Here is an 18,974-nt window from a genome sequence, read left to right on the forward strand (position 1 = left end):
ACAGGACGAACAGTCGCGAGCGGTGCGCCAGATAGGCTGGGCTGACTGTTGGTTCTTTGACTAACTATTCGATCGTGGGGGTGTGGGGTGCTGTTTCCTTTTCAGTTCGGGGTTGAGTGGACCTGGCTCCTCAGCGCGTGGGCCGTCGTCGAGATTATCCTGAGGGTGGTGCTGCTGGGCGTCATCCCCGGTAACCGCCGCCCCACCACGGCCATGGCGTGGCTCCTGGCCGTCTTCCTCGTTCCCTCCGTCGGCTTCGTCCTGTTCCTGTTGTTCGGCAATTTCCGCTTGTCCCGCCGTCGTCGTGAACAGCAGGAGGAAGTCAACGATCGGGTGCGTGCAGGCACGTCGGCGCTCGCCGACGTCGTCAGCACGTACTCGGGACCCGAATGGGTGACCTCGGCCGGTGAACTGAACCGGCGGCTGGGATCCTTGCCGATGGTGGACGGCAACTCCGTGGAGCTCTTCCCCGGCTACGAAGAGTCCATCAAAGCCATGGCGGAAGCGGTCAAGGGGGCCAAGAAGTTCGTCAACGCGGAGTTCTACATCATGAGCAGCGACTCAGTCACGGACGAACTGCTCACCGAGTTGGAACAGGCAGCCGCGCGCGGCGTCAACGTCCGCCTTCTGTTCGACCACATCGGCACGCTGCGGATTCCCGGCTACCGAAAGCTGGTCCGCAGGCTCAAGCGCGGCCAGATCCAGTGGCGCCGCATGTTGCCGCTGTTGCCAATCCACGGCCAGTGGCGCCGTCCGGATTTGCGGAACCACCGGAAAATCCTGGTGATCGACGGCGAAATTGCCTTCACGGGTTCCCAGAACCTGATTGAGCCCTCCTACAACAACCCCAAGCACCGACGCGCCGGGCGCAAATGGGTGGAGCTTATGGCGCGGATGGAGGGGCCGATCGTTGCAACCCTCAACGTCGTCTTCGCCACCGACTGGCTGAGCGAAACCGACGAATCCCTCGAACATCAACTGCAAGTCGCGGTCCAGGCAACACCCGGCAGGATGACCGCACAGGTGGTTCCGAGCGGCCCGGGGTTCGTCACGGAAAACAACCTCCGCCTGTTCAATACGCTGATCTACTCGGCCCAGCACCGCATCTCGATCTGCAGCCCGTACTTCGTGCCCGACGATTCCCTGCTGTACGCCATCACGACGGCGGCCCAGCGTGGCGTCGACGTGGAACTTTTCGTCTCCGAGAAGGGCGACCAGTTCCTGGTCCACCATGCGCAGCGGTCCTACTACGAGGCGCTGCTGGAAGCCGGGGTACGGATCTACCTGTACCGCGCGCCGTACGTCCTGCACGCCAAGCACTTCACCATTGACGAAGAAGTGGCCGTCCTCGGTTCCAGCAACATGGACATGCGTTCCTTCTCGCTCAACATGGAGGTGTCCGTGATGCTCCTGGGCGCCGAAGCCGTGGACAGCATGCGCTCCGTGGAGTCGAGCTACAGGGAAATGTGCCGCGAGCTGACCCTGGAGGGCTGGTTGCACCGGCCGATGCTTGCCAAATACGTGGACAATGTAGCGCGGCTTACGGCGACCCTACAGTAGGGACTCAGTCCTCGCAGCCCTCGTCCGCAGGTTCGCCGTGGATCCTCGACAGCAATCCATGGAGTTGCTGGAGCTCATCAGCGGAGAATCCCGCAAAGGCCTCCTGCTCGACGTCGGCCACCGCAACTTCAATGGACGCCACCGCGCGTTTGCCTTCCGCGGTGATTTCTACGATATGACGACGGCGGTCCGCGGGGTCCCGGCGTCGTTCCGCCAGCCCTTGGCGCTCAAGGTCGTTCAGGACCGCTACTAGTCCGCTCGCGTCGATGGAGAGAGCATCGATCAGGCCCTGCTGACTGAGCGGGCCGGACTCGTCAAGCCGGCACAGCAGCACGGCATGCCTCGGGCTGAGCCCGGAGGAGTCCAGCGCTTGGCGGAGGCGCGTATTCATGATGCGCCCGTGACGCGCAAGGAGGAACCCCAGTTGCTTTCCCGCTGCCGAAGAACTCATCAGGAAAATCTTATCACTGAGGAAATTATTGATAACCAACAATCGTTGTCATTCATAAACGATCTGGGCGGCACAAGCCGCGCAGCGTGAGCTTTCTACCGAGGGAGTTGCCATGAATGACCAGGCTCAGCACCCCACTGTGGTGGTTATCGGCGGAGGCTACGGCGGGATTTCCGTAGCCAAGGCGTTGGACGAACACGCGACGGTTACCTTGGTGGAACCCAAGGACGCTTTCGTACACAACATTGCGGCCCTCCGATCTGTGGTCCAAACCGATTTCCTGCCGCGGATGTTCCTTCCCTATGACCGCCTGTTGGCGCATGGAGAGGTACTCCGGGACCGCGCTGTCCGGGTGGACGGGCACACGGTCGAGCTGGCATCGGGTGCCAGCCTGGCGCCGGACTACCTTGTCCTCGCCAGCGGTTCCAGCTACCCCTTCCCGGCCAAAAGCGATCGAATGGTCACCAGCGACGCCATCGCCCGCTACCAAGCCGCACATGACGACCTCAAACGTGCAGACAGGGTGATGCTGCTGGGCGCCGGGGCGGTAGGCCTTGAGTTCGCAGGCGAGATCGCGGCGGCATGGCCGGAGAAGGACATCGTGATGGTAGATGTGGCGGCGGACATCCTTCCCGGGCCCTACGATCCACGGCTGCGGATTGAGGTCAACCGGCAGTTGGATGAACTCGGCGTACGCCGGATTCTGGGAAGCCCGTTGGTGCAGTTGCCTCCTGTTCCTGCGGGTGAATTTGCCACCTTTACCGTCAACACCGCGGACGGTACCGCCATCCAGGCGGACATTTGGTTCCGCTGCTATGGAATAGCCCCGCAGACGGACTATGTGGCGGGAGGCCTCCTTGCCGCGCGGAACGCCGAGGGATACCTTGACGTCACCCCCGAACTCCGCGTTGCGGGCTTCGAGAACGTCTACGCTTTGGGCGACATTTCGGCGATCGACGTGAACAAGGCGGGCGTCGCGGGTCGCGAGGCCGCAGTGGTTGCCAAGAACATCCAAGCCCCGATCGAAGGCTCCACGGATCTGGCCGCTTACACGCCGTCGAAGCCCGTCATCATCCTTCCGTTGGGACCGTCCGGCGGCTCGGGACAACTGCCCGACGGCGAGATCGCCAGCCCGGAGCTGATTTCCCAGATCAAGGGCCAACACATGATGATCGACCGCTATGTCGAAATGTTGAACCTCGGCGCTTGAGCTGTCCGCTTCCGCTGACTGCTAGCCGAGGACGGCGTTGACGAGTTTGACCAGTTCCGCCGCGGAGTCCGCGGTGACAGTGGCCCCCGTCTTGATCGCAGTGGCTCCGAGATTGCCTTTCACGCCGGTCACGGTCAGTGTGGTCACCTTCTGGCCCGACGGCAGGACCTGGGTGCTCAACGCTCCCGTTGACTGGTCCCCGCTGGTCTTCTGCGGCAACGGCTGGGTCTGGGTAGTGACCTTCTGCCCTCCCACCTCGATCGTGAAGGTGGAACACTGCGCCAGGGCATCAGCGGATTTCTTCGTCTGGCCGGCCAGGACGGCGGGGTCCTTCACCGCCAGGGCGGTGATCACTGTGACGGACTTATCCGCCGCCGAAATGCTCTCCCCTGCCGCATACGTCGCGCCGTCCGGGACTTGCGCGTTGGTGTTCGCCAACGCTGCGCACGCCGGGGGTGTGATGACGGCGGACGCGAGCATCTGCTTCGCCGCGATGATGCCTTGATCGAGCTGCGCGGCAGGCACCACGGTCAAGGGCTTGCCCTGGTCATCCTTCAACTGCGCGACGATCGACGCAAGTTCCTCGTTGGTGTACGCCTTCGGTGTAGGAGTTGGTGTTGGTGTCGGTGTCGAGGAGGAAGCGGCGGCGTTGCCCGGATTTGCGGGACCTCCGCAGCCGGTCAACGCCAGTACGCCAGCAAAGAGAATCCCGAGCGGTGCGAGCATTTTTTTCATGTGTAGACCCCAATTTTTGTGGCGGCACGAACCTTCCCGGGGATAACCGGCACGGCCTTGCCTCAACCGCCCGGCCGGTCTTTCACCGCACCGGTAACAAGCGGCAATGAATAGGATGGTTGCCACGGTACACAATCAGTAGGCTTCCTAAATAGAGTGTGCCCTACTTGGATGCCGTGAGCCGGTTCAGTACTCGCCCTTGATCACGAAGTAGGAGCCGCGGATGACGCCTGCCAGCTTCGACTTCTGGCGAGCGAATTTGAAGCGTGACGCCAGTTCTTCCGGAATCTCCATGCCGTCCGAGAGCTTGAATCCGACAGCCCGCTTCCCGTCGGCCTCGATGCTGTACATAACGTTGACCGACAACCCGGACTCGTAGAAGACGTAGGCCATCCGCAAACCGTCGACGTCGAACGCGGTTGCTTCCAGCGGGCGGGAGCTGATGACGATGTCACGCTCCTCCTTCAGGATGCGGCTCACGCGCTCGACGACTTCCGGAACCTCGCCGGCAGGGCTCACTGTGAAGACGTGGCCGTACTTGTTCCGGTAGTAGCGGCCCTCGTTGGCGCGCAACCCGGCAAGCGCCTCGGCAACGGGAGACGATTCCAGTCCGACGGTAGAGACATTCTCGAAGTCAACGATGTACGGCATGCACCCTCCTGGTAAGACGTAGTGGGACCAATGCTAGCGCTTGGCGTGCGGGCACTCCCAAGGGGGCTTTCCTTCGCGCCGCAATGGGGCGATTCTGGAATTCCAAGCATGTTTGGAAGCGTTCTTCGGAGGCGTCATGGCGCGGAAAAACGAGTCCCCGGCTGTGCAGGCACCGCCCGAGCCGGGAGACGAATACCCTGAGAAAGTCCGGATCCTCGCCGAAGGCCGATTGGTCAGCGACAGGCTGTGGAACGCGGACCTCGCACCGGCCCGGCAACGCAACTGGAGGGTCCGCAGCCTCTTCGCCCTGTGGATGTGCGACGTCCACAGCATCGCCGGTTACACTTTCGCGGCCGGCCTCTTCATCACGGGACTGGTGGGCTGGCAAGTCTTCCTGGCCCTGGTCCTCGGCATTACCCTGGTCTATTTCCTCATGAACTTTGCCGGGACGGCAGGTCAGAAAACCGGCGTACCGTATCCGGTCCTGGCGCGGATGTCCTTCGGCCTGTTCGGCGCCAACCTGGCTGCCCTGATCCGGGCACTCATCGCCATCGCCTGGTACGGCATCCAGACCTGGCTCGCTTCGGAAGCCGTGCTGGTACTGCTGTTTTCCGTGTGGCCCCAGTTGACGTCGCTCGACGGTCCGGACGTGCCCCGCATCCTTGGCCTGACGCCGCTTGGTTGGGCGGCTTTCCTGGTCCTCTGGGCGGTCCAGCTGCTGGTCATCCGGCGCGGCATGGAGACGGTCCGGAAGTTCCAGGATTGGGCGGGCCCTGCAATCTGGGTGGCCATGTTCGCGCTCGCGATCTACATCCTGACGCAAGCGGGCAACAAGTTCAGCCTCTCGATCCCCGGCGTCGCGCCCTTGGACGGCCCGGCAGCCCTGACCCAGTTCTTCTCTGCCATCGCCCTCACAGTCACCTACTTTGCCGCGCTTCTCCTGAACTTTTGCGATTTCTCCCGGTTCTCCCCGGACCGGAAGACCATCCTGCGCGGCAACTTCTGGGGCCTGCCCGTGAACTTCATCGCGTTCGCCCTGGTCACAGTGGTGGTCACAGCCGGTGCGGCGTCCTACTTCTCCGCAGACCAGTACCGCGGGCAGGACATGTTCAAGGTCATCACCGATCCCGTGGCGATCGTCCAGGCGATCAAGAATCCGTGGATCACCATCATCGCCGCCGTGACGTTCGTGGTGGCCACGATCGGCATCAATGTGGTGGCCAACTTCGTTTCGGCCTCCTACGACCTCGCCAACGTGGCCCCGCACAGGATCGACTTCCGCCGCGGCGGCCTCATCAGCGCGGTGTTGGCAATCGTGATCCTGCCCTGGAACCTCTTCAGCAGTCCCGTAGTGATCGTGTACTTCCTGGGCGGCCTGGGCGCGCTTCTCGGTCCGCTGTTCGGGGTCATCTTCACGGACTTCTTCCGCATCCGGCACCAGCGGTGCAAGGTCTCGGACCTGTACCACGAGGACGAGAAAGGCCTCTACTTCTACACCAAGGGCTGGAACCTCAAGGCCATTGCGGCGCTGGTCCCTGCCGCCGTCGTCGCAGGTGTTTTGGCCCTGGTCCCGGCCCTGCAGACATTCCTGCCGGGAGGCTCGGGCCTGGGCCCGTATTCATGGTTCGTGGGGGCCATCCTGGCCAGCCTGATTTACTACACGATCACCCGCAACGATCCCCGGACGGTCCGCGCCCGAACGGAGGAACACGACTGACGCTCAGATAGTGGGAAACTCCGCGCCCAGGGCGGAGAGCACGCCGAACGCCTTGGTCCGGATTTCCTCGTATTCGTCCTGGGGTGTCGAGTCCGCTGTGATGGCGCCCCCGACGCCGAGACTGAGCGTGCGTCCGCCGTTGCCGTCGGGACCCATCACCAGGGTCCGGATCACGACGGCGAGATCGGTCGCCGCATTGAGCGAAAAGTACCCGATCGCTCCGGAGTAGACCCCGCGCGGTCCGGACTCCAAGCCGTCAAGGATGTCCATGGTGCTGATCTTCGGGGCGCCCGTCATGGAGCCGGCAGGGAACGCGGCCGCCACGGCCTCGGCCCGCGGTGCTCCAGGCCGCAGCCGGGCGTCGATGGTGCTCACCATCTGGTGTACCGTCGCGTAGCTTTCCACCGCGCACAACCGGCTGACGGTCACCGACCCCGGCACGGCGAAGTGGCTGAGGTCGTTGCGGAGCAAGTCCACGATCATGATGTTCTCGGCACGGTCCTTGAGCGAGGATTCAAGGCCACGGCGCAGCGCCTCGTCGATGACCGGATCGTTGGCCCGCGCCCTGGTGCCCTTGATGGGCTCGGCCCGCATGCCGCCGTCGGAAGTTATCCGCAGGAAGCGTTCCGGCGAAGTACTCGCGACCGTCAGATCACCGAACCGCAAGTAACTAGCGAACGGCGCCGGGTTGCGCTTGCGCAGCGCGAGGTAGCTCTCCCACGGGTCCAGCCCGGGATCCGGGGCGGTCACCGTGGTGGTCAGGCAGACTTCGTACGTGTTGCCCTCGGCAATCTGGTGCTGGGCCTCGGTGATTTTGCTTTTGTACTCGTCCTCGGTGTCGCGGCTGGAGAACTCAAGCGCCATGGCGGAACTCCCGACGGCGGGATCCCCGGCCGAGTGCCTCGGCGCACTTTCGGGTGCCGACGCCGCGGACAGCACGGACTCACGGGCAAGCCCGAGCCAATCACCGGCGTCGGGAGCGTCGATGGCGAGCAGCCAGACCGCAGCCTCACGGTGGTCGATCACCACGGCCCGTCCGGCGAAAAGCAACGCCGCATCGGGATTGCCGGCTTGGACATCGCTGCCACCCGTCTCCCGCTTCAGTTCGTAGCCGAGGTACCCCAGCCAACCGAGCGTGAATTCGCAGTCATAGCCTTCCGGTGCCCGCAAAGCCTTGCGGCCCCACACGGTGTCCAGCCAGCGGAAGAAGGGACCTGTGGTCACCGCGGTGGCGCATCCGGCGCTGAGGCGGGTGGTTCCGGAGCTGTGCATCACAGACTGACCGAAGGAGCCGCCGTCGTCCGCGAGGATACTGAAGCGGCTGCGTTCGGCGGCGTTGGAGGAACCGGCGTCGTCGACTGTGCCCCTGTTGGAGGCCGCATTGGAGGAATCGAGCCAGACGGCGTTGGCGGACCGGGCGTAGAGCGCTTGGAACAGGGCTGCGGCGTCCGGCGTGGCATCGATCCGTTCGGCCTTGAGCTGCAATCCGCGGCGTGCCGAGAGCTCGGGAGCCAGCACGGGGGAGAGCGCAGGGAGGTAGTTCAGCGCCTGCAGGGCATCGTCCGGGGCATTGCCGTCTGCCCGATTCAGTACCCTGACGTCAATGTGGTCGAGGACCTGGTCGGTCTCCAGCCATTCGTCCTCCTGCGCTGCCCAGCTGTCCCAGAACGGTTCGTAGCTGCTGCCGTCCCGGGCCATGGCACGGTGCCGGCGGTCGTCGTCGGGAGCGTCCACCCAGACCACGGCGTCCAGCAGGGGCCGGGCGGCACTCGCGGCTGCACCGACGCCCTCGACGATGACGATTTCGGCAGGCAGGGTGACGTGGCTGCGGCCGTCGTAATGTTTCTCCCAGTCCCAACTGACCCACTCGGCGGCGTCGCCGCGCCGCAACGGTGCCAAGACCGTGGTGACGTACCGCTCGATACCCGCGGCGAGGCCGTTCCAGCCCGGATAGATATCTTCGAGATGGAACAACGACACCTTGTGATGCATGCGGAGGCGGGCGGCTAGTTCGACGGCGAGAGTGGTCTTTCCCGCGCCGGACCGGCCATCGATGGCGATGATCACGGGTGCTGGGGTCATGAAATAGAGCGTACCTGCTGCGGGTCGTGGTGCTGTCCGTGCTGCCTGGCGGCGAGGGCGTCCCGGGTGTGCGCGACGATCCCGGGGACGGCCGCGCGGATGAGGTCCCAGGTCACGTCGAAATCGTGGTGGCCCCCATACCAAGGATCCTCGATGCCCAGGTCCAGGGTGCTCCGGCCGGCAACGGCTGGGTCGAAACTGCGCAGCATCCGGATCTTGGCGAGGGTTTCCGAATCCGGCGCGGCCTCGTGCAGCCAGCCATAGTGATCCACGTCGAGCGCCAAAATCAGGTCCCGCTCCCGGAACCACTCCTGGCGCCAACTCCTGGCAATGTGGCCTTCGGAGCGGATGCGGTGGGCCGAAAGGACGCGGGCTGCGCGTGGATCGATGGGATGTCCGGCCTCATAGGATGTAGTCCCCGCGGAGTCCACAACAACCGCTCCACCAAGCCCTCCGGCGTCGAACGCTTCAGTCAACATCAGTTGCGCCATGGGTGAGCGGCAGATGTTTCCCGTGCAGACGGTGATGATGCGGTATGGGCTCGACGCTGAGTACATGGAGCAAGCATGGGGGATGCCACCCCGTCTTGGCTAGTCAAAAGGAGGGTGAGATTACAGGATTTGTAAAGTCGCTGGTGGAGGCGTAATGAGTCACGAAATCCGCAAGTGCTCCAGGACTTCCTCGGCGCCGGGGTAGGCGGCCTGGGTGCCCTTCTTGGTAGTGGCGAGCGCTGCGGCAACCGATGCGAACGCCGCGGCTTCCGCCAAGGTGACACCTGCGGCGAGGCGGGCAGCCACGGCGCCGGTGAAGGCGTCCCCCGCACCGGTCGTATCCACGGCGTTGACCTTGGTGGGTGCGATGCGCGAGATCTGCTCCCCGGGCGCGGCGAGTGAATCCAAAACCACCGAGCCATGCGAGCCAAGGGTAACGAGCACCCGCTCCAGCCCCCGCTCCGCGAACTGGCTCCGGACCGGCTCCCACGCGCTCGCGTGCGCGCCCGGATGGGGCATCTCGGCGTCGCCCAGGAACATCGAGGCTTCGTGGGCGTTGACCAGCAGGACATCGCTCAAGGCGGCCAGGCTCTGCGGGATCTCGGCGTACGGCGAGAGGTTCAACAGGACTGTTGCGCCGGCGTCGTGCGCTGTTTTGGCGGCAGCCTCCACGGTCTCAAGGCTGACTTCCAGGCAGAGGCAGAGCACCCCGGCGTCGTCGAAGGCGTCCGCCGGCACGTCCGCCGGGGCGAGCGTTCCGTTGGCGCCGGCCGAAATGATGATGTTGTTCTCACCATTCGCGTCCACCGCGATGACCGCGACGCCGGTGGCATCGTCCGCGGAACGGCGGACGCGGGAAACGTCCACGCCGGCCCCTTCCGTGGAGGCGAGCAGCATGTCGCCGTTGGAGTCGTTTCCGACCGCGCCGATCAGGCTCACCAATCCGCCCAGCTTGCTCGCCGCGACGGCCTGGTTGGCGCTCTTGCCGCCGGGATTGACCGCGAAACCGTTGCCGTGGACGGTTTCGCCCGGGAGCGGGAGCCGCTCGCAATAGATGGTCAGGTCCGCGTTCAACGACCCGACGACCACGATCCTGCGGTTCACTTTTCAACCTCGGCTTCGAGCGGCTTGGGGATGAGCAGCGACGCCGCGAAGGCGGCAACCGTGATGGCCAGGCCGACGACGACGACCGTCAAGTACGAGGCCTTGGCGTCGCCGAGCGCCGAGGTCGCCACAAGGACGGCCGGCAACACGAGGAAGCTCAGGCCGGCGCCGAGGTTGAAGGCTCCGGCGTTCATGCCGGGCAGGAAGCCGGGGTTGCCGGCGGGGGAGAGGACAACTCCGAGTCCGTTGAGCATGATGTTGACCGTACCGGCGTACATGATGCCGAGCAAGGCCGTTCCCACGATCATGAGGGGCAGGCTGCTGAGTCCGAGGAACGCGATGACTGCAAGGGCCACGATGCTTCCCAGCATGCCGATGCGCAGGACTTTGGTGTAGCCGAGCACGGGAGCGAGCCGGCCGCTGATCGGTCCGAACACCCAGCCGAGGAGGGCGTACGGCGTGAGGATCATGAGCGACATCTCGGTGGGGCCGACCCCGAATCCCGGGGCCGCAGCCTGGACGTAGGCAGGGACGATGCCGTTGATGACTGCGAAGATACCGGTCATGGCGAGCGTTGTGGTCAGCAGTGGTGCCCAGGTGGAACGCTGGCGAAGGTGGATCGTTTCCACCATGGGCTTCTTGGAGCGCTTCTCGACTGTCCAGAAGGCGGCGAACGCGGCTGCGGCGACCACGATCAGCCCGATGGCCAGCATGAGCGTTCCGGAAGAGAAAGCGCCGACCAGCTTGGATCCCTCGTTCAGGGCTGTAAGGAGTGCGCCCACAGCGATGACAATGAAGAACACGCCAAGCCAGTCCATTCCGGTACCGGCGGCGGGCTTGCTTTCCCCTGCAAGGATGGCGATCAACGCCGTGGCCACGATTGCGAGGCCAACCATGAGCCAGAAGATGCTTCGGAATCCGAAGTGCTCGGCGAAGTAGCCGCCCACGAAGGAGTCGACGCCGGCGACGCCGCCATTGACCGCTGTGATGAGGCCCATGAGGGCTCCGTACTTGCGCGGGTTGTTGACCGCGGAGCGCAGCATGATGAGGCACAGCGGCACGGTGGGACCGCTGACGCCCTGGATGATGCGGCCCACGAAGAGCCAGGTAACGTCGGGCGCCATGGCCGCGATGACCGAGCCGACGGCCATGAGCAGCATCATGCCGAGGAGGATCTTCTTGCGGCCGACGATGTCGCTCAGGCGCGGCAGGAAGAGCGAGAACAGGGCTGCGGCCGTGAAGAACCAGGTTTGGGAGAGGCCGATGACCGCCTGGTCCGTGTGGAGCTCGTTGCCCATGGTGACCAGGGCCGGACTGAGCATCGATGCGTTGAGCTGGAACGCCACGCAGGCCGCCAGCAGGGCAACCATGAGGGCGGTGACGTTGCCGCGGTTGGTCTTGGTTTCGTTGATGAGGGTGGTCATTTACTTGGACTCTCCTGCGATGCCGGCGGCGGCGGGCGTGGCGGCGGTGGTGGCGGCAGCGCCGGTTGTCGGATCGCCGATGCGGACGATCGCGTCGGTGACGAGGTTCCAGAACTTCTCGTGGTCGAGGTCGACCGCGACGGAGGTGTTGCAGTCGGCCGGTGCGGGGGCGCGGAAATCGGCCACGGTCATTCCAAGGGTGAGCTTGCCCTGCAGTTCGATGTCAACGGGTACCTTGCGGGTGGTCATCACGGTGGGGTCGATGACGTAGGCCACGGCGCAGGGATCGTGCACCGGGGGATAGTCAAAGCCCTGGGCGTCCTTGTAGGTCTTGGTGAAGAACTCCATCAGTTCCATGACGAACTTGGCGGGCTTGGTGCCCACAGCGGCGATTTTCTCGACCACTTCCGGGGTGGCCAGGGCCTGGTGCGTGAGGTCCAAACCGACCATCACTACGGGCCATTTTTCGTTGAAGACGATGTGCGCGGCCTCGGGGTCGATGATGATGTTGAATTCCGCCACGGCGCTCCAGTTGCCTACGTGGTAGCCGCCGCCCATGAGGACGACTTCCTTGACGCGTTCAACGATGCGCGGCTCCTTGCGGGCGGCCATGGCGATGTTGGTGAGTCCCGCCGTGGGGACCAGGGTCACGGTGCCCGGCTCGTGCGCCATGATCGTCTCGATGATGAGGTCGACGGCGTGGCGCGGGTCCAGCTCGATGGTGGACTCGGGCTGTTCCGGGCCGTCCATGCCGGTTTCGCCGTGGATGTCCGGTGCGGTTTCGATAGAGCGGACCAGCGGACGGTCGCAGCCGGCGGCAAAGGGAACGCCCGTGATGCCTGCGATGGTGCCCACGGACAGGGCGTTGCGGGTGACCTTCTCGAGGGTCTGGTTGCCGACCACCGTGGTGACGGCGAGCAGTTCGATGTCCGGGTTGCCATGGGCCAGCAGCAGGGCAACGGCGTCGTCATGCCCGGGATCGCAATCCAGGATGATCTTCTTGCGTTCACGGGTCATGGTGTTGGGATCCATGTTCATCTCCACGTCATTGGGGCCTGCCGAGGCAGGGCGCTAAAGCATTCAGGGGAATTCTGGCACTGGCTTGCCGGTCACGTCAAACGCTTAACGCTGATTGCGTCAAGCGCTTGATGCCTTGCGGCGTGGGAAGGGGCCGATTCCCGGCTACGATCGTTGTATGGAATCCGCGGAACCAGTGCATCGGGCCTTAGGCCGTACGCAGCGCGTCACCGCGGCGATGGTGGCCTCCCTGGCAGGGGTCTCGACTGCCACCGTGTCCCTGGTTGCCAACGGCAAAACGCAGGGCAGGGTCTCCGAGGACAACATTTCGCGGGTCCGCCAGGCCATCGCCGAGCTAGGCTACGTGGTGGATGGCATCGGCAGTTCGTTGGCCAAGGGCGTGAGCTCGATCGTGATTCTTGTGGCGCCGGACATTTCCAACCCCTTTTTCGCCAAGGTCATTGCCGGCGTCCGGGAATCGCTCGGCTCCGAGTACCAGCTGCTGCTTTCCGTGACCGACGCCGGTGAGTTCCCCCGTGCGGAGGACGTCCGGAAGCTCCTGGCCCTTCGCCCTGCCGGCCTGCTGGTGGATGCGCCCAATGCGGCCTTCCTGGAAGACCTTTCCGTCGCCGGGCCGCTGGTCCTTCTCGATGCGCCCGGCCTTGAGGCCTACGCTCCGTCCGTGAACCTCGATGTTGCCCACGGCGCCCGTGAATTGGCCGCGCACCTTGCGGCCTCCGGGCACAAGCGCGTTGCCTACGTGGACAGCGTGACCGGCACCGCGACGTTCGAAGTGCGCCGGGCGGCGTTCTTGGATGAGGCACATTCCTGCGGCATTTCCGTTGCCGACGCGCACATCATCAGCACCACCATCGACGTCGGCGCTGCCGCGGCTGCCTTCGCTGCCGCCTGGCCGGACTGGCAGCGAGCCGGGGTCACCGCCGTCGTCTGCGGAACGGACACCCACGCGTACGGCGTGCTTCAGGAAGCCCGCGTGGCCGGGGTCCGGATTCCGGAGGAACTGGCGGTTGCCGGCTTCGACGACCTGCCGTATTCGGCCACGAGCAACCCGAGCCTGACCAGTGTGCACTTGCCGGCCACTCCACTGGGACTCAAGGCCGGCGAACAACTTCGGGGGCTGATGGAAGGCCGTGAACTGGACCAGCCGCAACTGACGCTCGAGAGCTCGCTGGTGGTGCGCGGCTCCACGAGGGCGTCAGCCCTGGGCGTCTTCGGCACGGCTCTCTGAAGAGACTTGGCAGGGGGATTCGTTCGGAAAGCCCGACGGCGGAGCTCCCCTTGTGCATCCGCGTGCGCCCTTTCGTCGAGGTCAATGAGCGATGCGCCGCATCCCACCTCACAGCGGCGGAACTCCTTGACCTGCCGCGACGTCGCCAGAAGGAGCCAGCGCAAATGTTCCATGTGATCCGCCCCGAGGGTGCTGCCCACCTCAACCGGCCGCACGTCGTCGTGCACCGCATGAAGCTCTATGAGGACGAGGTCACTACGGTTGATGGCGTCCCCGTCACCACTGTGGAGCGTACCTGGTTGGACATGGCCGAGATACTGACCGTGGACGAATTGGTGGTCATGGGGGACAGCTGTGTGCGGATACCGCGGGTTGAATTCGAAGGGCGGGACACGCCGCTGTGCACTCTTGGGGATCTTCAGCGAGTGATCGATCGCCATAAGGGAAAGAGAGGGCTGCGCAAAGCAAAATTAGCCATCCAACTGATCCGGATAGGCTCGGATTCGCCGCAGGAGTCATTGCTCCGCCTGGCGAGCACAAGTGGTGCGGGACATCAGCCGTTCGGAACGGTATGAGGCGCTGGGTTGGACGGAGGTCCGGATCTCAAAGCGCCACATGCTGAACGATGCGAAAGCTGCGATAGCCAAGGTCCGAGGCGCGCTGGTCCAGGCCGGCTGGCGGCCTGCCCGATCCTAAAATCGATTGCTCCGCAACTGTCGTTCTGAAGGTTCAATACGACAGTTTGGGCCCACGCCGGCGAGGGCCCCGGCCTGAGCTTGCGAAGGCTGGGAGCCGGTGGGGAGCAATCGATTAGTTTCTAGTGGATGGCGGCGAGCAGCACGCCCACGGACATGAAAAGCACTCCGAACGTGCGGTTGAGGACTTTTTGGCCGTGCTCGTTGTGCGTGAACCGTTGGAATGAACGGGCCGCCAAGGCGAAGAAGAACCACATGACGCAGATGTCGATGAAAACGATCGTGGTGCTGAGGATCAGATACTGCGGGATCAGCGGCTGCTCGGGGCGGATGAATTGGGGCATGAAGGCCAGGAAGAAAACGATCGCCTTGGGGTTGAGCAGGTTGACCCAAACGCCTCGCTGGAACATGGACCAGGCCGGCTCGTTCCGCCGGGCCTCTACTTTTTCCTTGTCCAGGTCCGGCCGGTGCAGGAATTGTCGGATGCCCATGTACACGAGATATGCCGCCCCCGTGTAGCGGATCACGTTGAAGACCACAGGCGAGCTGGAGACCAGAACGCCTACCCCGAGCGCAACGATCAGGATGTGCATGATCAGTGCCGCCTGTTGGCCCAGCACTCCCCAGATGGAGCGGCGGAATCCGGAGTTGAGCGAATTGCTCATGGTGGAGATGGCGCCCGCGCCGGGAGTGAAACTGATCAGGGTGCCGGCGCCTACCAGGGCCAGCCAAAGCGAAATTTGCACCAATCCAGCTTATGCCCGCGGGGCGCGCTACACGGACGAGCTGGTGAGCCTACACGGACGAGCGGTCACCAGAGCGTCTCCACCAACGGGAAGCTATGGAATTCCTGATCGGCCGTGATAACCACCATCGATTCCACGATGGCTTGCGCAGCGATCAGCCTGTCGAACGGGTCCCGATGCTCCCAATCGAGGTGCGCGGCCGCTAGCGCATGGACACTCCGAATGGACAGCTCCTCGTTGCACAGCTCGGCGACATGCCGCGCATAACCTACAAGCAGTCCGTCCAAGCCGGGGAGCTTACCCAGCTTGTGCTTGTAGCCGATCTCGTAAGCGCTGGCGGATGATGCCACGAGGCGGTTGTCGAATGACTGGATTGCGCGTCTCGCCTTGGATGAGAGCTTCCTGGGTTCCGTCAGGGCCCAAATCAGGGCATGCGTATCGAGGAGATAAGGGGTGCTTCCCACAGCGTAAGTTCCTCCTCATCCATGGGCTCTAGGAAATTATCGGGAAGTTGTCCCTTGACGAATCCAAGGCGGCGCTTGGTGGGCCGCTCAATCTTCACGAGCCGTGCGACGGGCTTGCCGGCCTTGGCGATAACCACTTCCTCGCCCCGTTCAACCATGTTGAGGAGCTCAGAAAGGCGGGTCTTTGCCTCCTGAACGTTGTACTGTGCCATGTTGACCAAGTTTAGTTGGTCAACCCATCCGACGTAAGGCTCAGTGGCACGGTGGATGCTTCTGGGCCACAGCCGACGGCGCTCAGGCACACTTGCCAAACCTCGAATGCACCCAGTGAAGCATCGTTTCCGGGAGATCGTCGCCAAGTACATATTGGGCGAAGTAGGAGTGCGGGCCGTTGGACATGTACCCGTTTTCGTCGAGCCCAAAATGGCCGATCATGTGAAGCCCTTGCCGTGCCGCTGCCTCTGACAAGTGCTTCGCCTCCGCGAGGATTGGCTGTTCATTGAAGTAGTCGTCCTCGGCCCAAATTCCGGCGTGCGCGATCGCAAAATACGTCGAGCCCTCGATATCCAGATCTTCCAGGATGGCGTCCCGGAATGGATTCAAGCTGCCTTCAAAGGACTCCGTGACAACCCGGATGCTTTCCAGCTGCATCTCGGCGTCGAGGCCAATCACGACGAGTCTTGGGTAGAGTTTTTCATCTTGGACTATGAGCGGACGGGCAAGAATCTGGAGGTCAAAGCCTGCTTGAATGATCATGTGTTGAGGCTATTCGCGGCCGCGGCCCACAAACAGAGACCACTTTGCCTATGTGGACAACTGCCCCAGTTTGGCCGCCTTCACCAGGAGATACTGCCGCTCCTGCAGGCTCCCCGTCTTCTTCGCCGCGGCAAGAAAGCACTCCCGGGCGCCCGCAAGCTCGCCGGCCATTTCGAGCAGGTGCCCGCGAACGGCGTCGAGCCTGTGCCAGTCTCCCAGCCCGGCCCCAAGCCCATCCAACAGCTGAAGGGCCTCCCGCGGCCCTTCAACCATGGCCACGGCAACTGCCCGGTTGAGCGCCACGACCGGGCTTGGGGCCATGGCTTCAAGGACCGTGTACAACGCCAGGATCTGTGGCCAGTCGGTCTGGTCGGCCGAGGATGCCTCGGCATGGACTGCGGCGATGGCGGCCTGCAGCTGGTAGGGGCCCGGACGGCCGACCCCGAGCACTGTTGACAAGAGTTCAAGGCCCTCGGCGATCTGGGTCGTGTCCCACAGCCGGCGATCCTGTTCCGCGAGCGGCACCAACATCCCGTCCGGGAGGGACCTCGCCCGTCGTCGTGCGTCGGTGAGCAGCATGAGGGCCAGCAATCCGCCCACTTCGAGCTCGCTCGGAAGCAGCCCCCGAAGGAGCCGGGCAAGGCGGATGGCCTCGGCAGTGAGGTCTTCGCGCTGCATGGACGGGCCTGAACTGGCCGCGTAGCCCTCGTTGAAGATCAGGTATAGGACGTGGAGTACGACGCCGAGCCGCGCCTGTCGCTCGCCCGTTTCCGGGAGCTCGAAATGGGCTCCGGCCTTCTTGATGCTCTGCTTGGCCCGGCTGATCCTCTGGCCCATAGTGGCCTCCGGGACGAAGAACGCGCTGGCGATTTCCGCCGTCGTGAGCCCTCCGACTGCCCGCAAGGTCAGTGCCAGTTGCGACGGTGCCGAGAGGGCGGGGTGGCAGCACAGGAACAGGAGGGTGAGGGTGTCTACCGCAAACCCTTCCGAGTCACTGCTCGAGGAGGGGTCCTCGCCGGGCTGCGGTTCCATGGCCGCCGCGCGTTGTTCTCGAGCCTGCCGGGCACTTTCGCTGCGCCAGTAGTCAACCAAACGCCGCGTGGCGACCGTGAGCAGCCACGATCTCGGGTTGTCCGGGACACCGGAGGCGGGCCATCGCAATGCTGCCTCGAGCAGGGCTTCCTGGACGGCATCCTCGCACTCGGCAAATTGGCCGTGCCTGCGGACGAGCACGCCAAGGACCTGCGGCGCCAGCGTGCGCAGCAGGTCCTCGAACGTGGATTCCCGGGAAGGTTCGGCCAAGCGCTAGACCTCCGGCGGCGCGTCCTGGACGCGGCGCAACTCCACAACCGGCGCGTACTTCACGATGCTGGAGCAGATTTCCACGGCCCGTTCCTCGCTGGCGACATCCACTACCCAGTAGCCGATGAGTGATTCCTTGGCCTCGGCGAAGGGCCCATCGGTGGTGATGATCCCGGTGTCCGTCTGCTTGACCAGCTTGGCGGTGCCGGGGTCGGCCAGTCCGGCGTTGAATACCATCTCGCCGGAATCGGTGAGATCTTTGTCGATCTGGATCATGAACCCGATCATTTCCCTGATCCATTCGGGATCCGCGGTCTCCATCATGCCCTCGGCCGAACCAAACATCATGATCATGTATTTCATCTCGAACTCCTTATCAGGGCGCTCCGTGTGGGCGCTTTCGTTCATGGGTCGGAACTACCGGACGGTTTTCGACATGGTTGATGGAAATTCCCGGAAAATGTTTGGCGGGCTGTCCGCGGGCCGTTACGCCCGTGCGATCACTTCCCCGTTCGGGATCAGGAAAAATCCATCATCCGTGGAGCCCCAACGGTGCCATCCGGCGGCGATCCGGGCCAGGTCAGCCTCGTTGGCCAGCCCGTATTCCAGGGCCTGCTCTGCAAAGGCGGAGTGCAGGACGCGCTCGCTCCACACCCGCGACTGCCAACGGCGCTGCTGCGCCGTGGCGTACAGCCAGTTGCTGCTGGAGGGCGCGACGTCGGTGAAGCCCGCCTGCTGCGCCCACGACACAAGCCGCCGCCCGGCGTCGGGCTCCGCCCCGTTCCGTCGGGCGATCTTCTGGTAGAGCTCCATCCAGTCGTCGAGCTCACGGACTTCCGGGTACCAGCTCATGCCGTGGAAGTCGGCGTCGCGTACTGCCACGATGGCGCCGGGCTTGGCCACGCGCCGCATCTCGCGCAGCGCGGCCACGGGGTCGGTCAGGTGCTGCAGGACTTGGTGGGCATGGACTAGGTCGAAGGTCTCGTCCTCGAAGTCCAGATCGTAGATGTTGCCCGTCACGAACTCCACGTTTTCCACGCCGCGCTCGTCCGCAAGCGTGGCAGCCTGCGCCACGATCTCGGCGGAACGGTCGAGCCCGACGACCTTCGCGGGAGCCACCAGTTCCGCGAAGTCGCAGGTGATGCTCCCAGGCCCGCATCCGACGTCGAGCACTGATGTCCCGGCGGTGAGATGCGGGATGACAAACGCGGCAGAGTTCTCGGCTGTGCGGGAGGCGTGGGCGCGTACGACGGACTCGTGATGGCCGTGTGTGTAGACGTCTTCAGGCTTCTGCTCGTTCATAGGGAAACGCTACCCCGA

At 64.1% G+C, this 18,974-nt stretch carries 20 protein-coding genes; 5 read left to right on the forward strand and 15 right to left on the reverse strand.

Features of this window, described 5'->3' with window-relative positions; genetic code table 11:
- Positions 1-87: 87 nt before the first annotated feature.
- Positions 88-1,560, forward strand: a complete 1,473-nt coding sequence (gene cls, locus AC3WJM_RS15075; protein WP_284991253.1) for a cardiolipin synthase — start codon at positions 88-90, stop codon at positions 1,558-1,560.
- Between the two features lie 4 nt (positions 1,561-1,564).
- Here cls and AC3WJM_RS15080 read toward each other — a convergent pair whose 3' ends face one another.
- Positions 1,565-2,011 carry a MarR family winged helix-turn-helix transcriptional regulator gene (locus tag AC3WJM_RS15080; protein ID WP_492272268.1) on the reverse strand — a complete coding sequence of 149 codons (447 nt, stop codon included), beginning with the start codon at positions 2,009-2,011 and terminating at the stop codon, positions 1,565-1,567.
- Positions 2,012-2,123: 112 nt separating this feature from the next.
- On the opposite strand from AC3WJM_RS15080, the gene AC3WJM_RS15085 reads away from it, so the two are divergent.
- Entirely contained in the window at positions 2,124-3,221 is a 1,098-nt protein-coding gene (locus AC3WJM_RS15085; RefSeq protein ID WP_492272269.1) for an FAD-dependent oxidoreductase, read from the forward strand.
- A gap of 21 nt (positions 3,222-3,242) precedes the next feature.
- On the opposite strand, the gene AC3WJM_RS15090 is transcribed toward AC3WJM_RS15085, so the two are convergent.
- Positions 3,243-3,956, reverse strand: coding sequence for a hypothetical protein (locus AC3WJM_RS15090; RefSeq protein WP_284991256.1), 714 nt, complete (start codon positions 3,954-3,956; stop codon positions 3,243-3,245).
- Positions 3,957-4,142: 186 nt separating this feature from the next.
- The gene (locus AC3WJM_RS15095) at positions 4,143-4,607 is read right to left on the reverse strand and encodes a DUF8821 family protein (protein ID WP_332603296.1); all 465 of its coding nucleotides are present in this window, start codon (positions 4,605-4,607) and stop codon (positions 4,143-4,145) included.
- A gap of 136 nt (positions 4,608-4,743) precedes the next feature.
- Between AC3WJM_RS15095 and AC3WJM_RS15100 the strand changes: the two genes are divergently transcribed.
- Positions 4,744-6,324, forward strand: a complete 1,581-nt coding sequence (locus AC3WJM_RS15100; RefSeq protein ID WP_492272270.1) for an NCS1 family nucleobase:cation symporter-1 — start codon at positions 4,744-4,746, stop codon at positions 6,322-6,324.
- Between the two features lie 3 nt (positions 6,325-6,327).
- Here the strand turns inward: AC3WJM_RS15100 and pabB are convergent, their stop codons facing one another.
- The 5 genes from pabB to uriH form a co-directional block, all read right to left on the reverse strand.
- Positions 6,328-8,406: an aminodeoxychorismate synthase component I gene (gene pabB, locus AC3WJM_RS15105; RefSeq protein ID WP_492272271.1), complete on the reverse strand. Its 2,079-nt coding sequence runs from the start codon at positions 8,404-8,406 to the stop codon at positions 6,328-6,330.
- Positions 8,403-8,963 carry a low molecular weight protein-tyrosine-phosphatase gene (locus tag AC3WJM_RS15110; protein WP_059389864.1) on the reverse strand — a complete coding sequence of 187 codons (561 nt, stop codon included), beginning with the start codon at positions 8,961-8,963 and terminating at the stop codon, positions 8,403-8,405. Before AC3WJM_RS15110 ends, pabB begins: the two co-directional genes overlap by 4 nt.
- Before the next feature lie 93 nt (positions 8,964-9,056).
- Positions 9,057-10,001, reverse strand: coding sequence for a ribokinase (locus AC3WJM_RS15115; protein ID WP_492272272.1), 945 nt, complete (start codon positions 9,999-10,001; stop codon positions 9,057-9,059).
- Complete coding sequence (gene uriT, locus AC3WJM_RS15120) at positions 9,998-11,425, reverse strand: uridine transporter UriT (protein WP_307054908.1); 1,428 nt, start codon at positions 11,423-11,425, stop codon at positions 9,998-10,000. The genes AC3WJM_RS15115 and uriT overlap by 4 nt, the downstream gene beginning before the upstream one ends.
- Entirely contained in the window at positions 11,426-12,457 is a 1,032-nt protein-coding gene (uriH, locus tag AC3WJM_RS15125) for a uridine-preferring nucleoside hydrolase UriH (protein WP_492272273.1), read from the reverse strand.
- Positions 12,458-12,680: 223 nt separating this feature from the next.
- Here uriH and AC3WJM_RS15130 point away from each other — a divergent pair, with 223 nt between their 5' ends.
- Together AC3WJM_RS15130 and AC3WJM_RS15135 are read left to right on the forward strand one after the other, a co-directional pair.
- Complete coding sequence (locus AC3WJM_RS15130; protein ID WP_284991307.1) at positions 12,681-13,691, forward strand: LacI family DNA-binding transcriptional regulator; 1,011 nt, start codon at positions 12,681-12,683, stop codon at positions 13,689-13,691.
- A 164-nt stretch (positions 13,692-13,855) separates the two neighbouring features.
- Positions 13,856-14,266: a hypothetical protein gene (locus tag AC3WJM_RS15135; RefSeq protein ID WP_284991262.1), complete on the forward strand. Its 411-nt coding sequence runs from the start codon at positions 13,856-13,858 to the stop codon at positions 14,264-14,266.
- Between the two features lie 242 nt (positions 14,267-14,508).
- On the opposite strand, the gene AC3WJM_RS15140 is transcribed toward AC3WJM_RS15135, so the two are convergent.
- The 7 genes from AC3WJM_RS15140 to AC3WJM_RS15170 all read right to left on the reverse strand — a co-directional run bounded on the left by AC3WJM_RS15140 (position 14,509) and on the right by AC3WJM_RS15170 (position 18,956).
- Entirely contained in the window at positions 14,509-15,132 is a 624-nt protein-coding gene (locus tag AC3WJM_RS15140; protein ID WP_306963113.1) for a LysE family transporter, read from the reverse strand.
- Between the two features lie 65 nt (positions 15,133-15,197).
- The gene (locus AC3WJM_RS15145) at positions 15,198-15,596 is read right to left on the reverse strand and encodes a type II toxin-antitoxin system VapC family toxin (RefSeq protein WP_492272274.1); all 399 of its coding nucleotides are present in this window, start codon (positions 15,594-15,596) and stop codon (positions 15,198-15,200) included.
- Positions 15,557-15,808 carry a type II toxin-antitoxin system Phd/YefM family antitoxin gene (locus tag AC3WJM_RS15150; protein WP_059389870.1) on the reverse strand — a complete coding sequence of 84 codons (252 nt, stop codon included), beginning with the start codon at positions 15,806-15,808 and terminating at the stop codon, positions 15,557-15,559. Before AC3WJM_RS15150 ends, AC3WJM_RS15145 begins: the two co-directional genes overlap by 40 nt.
- An 82-nt stretch (positions 15,809-15,890) precedes the next feature.
- Entirely contained in the window at positions 15,891-16,352 is a 462-nt protein-coding gene (locus tag AC3WJM_RS15155; RefSeq protein WP_492272275.1) for a hypothetical protein, read from the reverse strand.
- 48 nt (positions 16,353-16,400) lie between these two features.
- Complete coding sequence (locus AC3WJM_RS15160; RefSeq protein ID WP_492272276.1) at positions 16,401-17,654, reverse strand: RNA polymerase sigma factor; 1,254 nt, start codon at positions 17,652-17,654, stop codon at positions 16,401-16,403.
- A gap of 3 nt (positions 17,655-17,657) precedes the next feature.
- Positions 17,658-18,017 carry a YciI family protein gene (locus tag AC3WJM_RS15165; protein ID WP_059389873.1) on the reverse strand — a complete coding sequence of 120 codons (360 nt, stop codon included), beginning with the start codon at positions 18,015-18,017 and terminating at the stop codon, positions 17,658-17,660.
- A 123-nt stretch (positions 18,018-18,140) separates the two neighbouring features.
- Positions 18,141-18,956 carry a methyltransferase domain-containing protein gene (locus AC3WJM_RS15170; protein WP_306963105.1) on the reverse strand — a complete coding sequence of 272 codons (816 nt, stop codon included), beginning with the start codon at positions 18,954-18,956 and terminating at the stop codon, positions 18,141-18,143.
- Positions 18,957-18,974 lie beyond the last annotated feature (18 nt).

It is taken from the genome of Arthrobacter sp. FW306-1B-G06A (assembly GCF_058781765.1).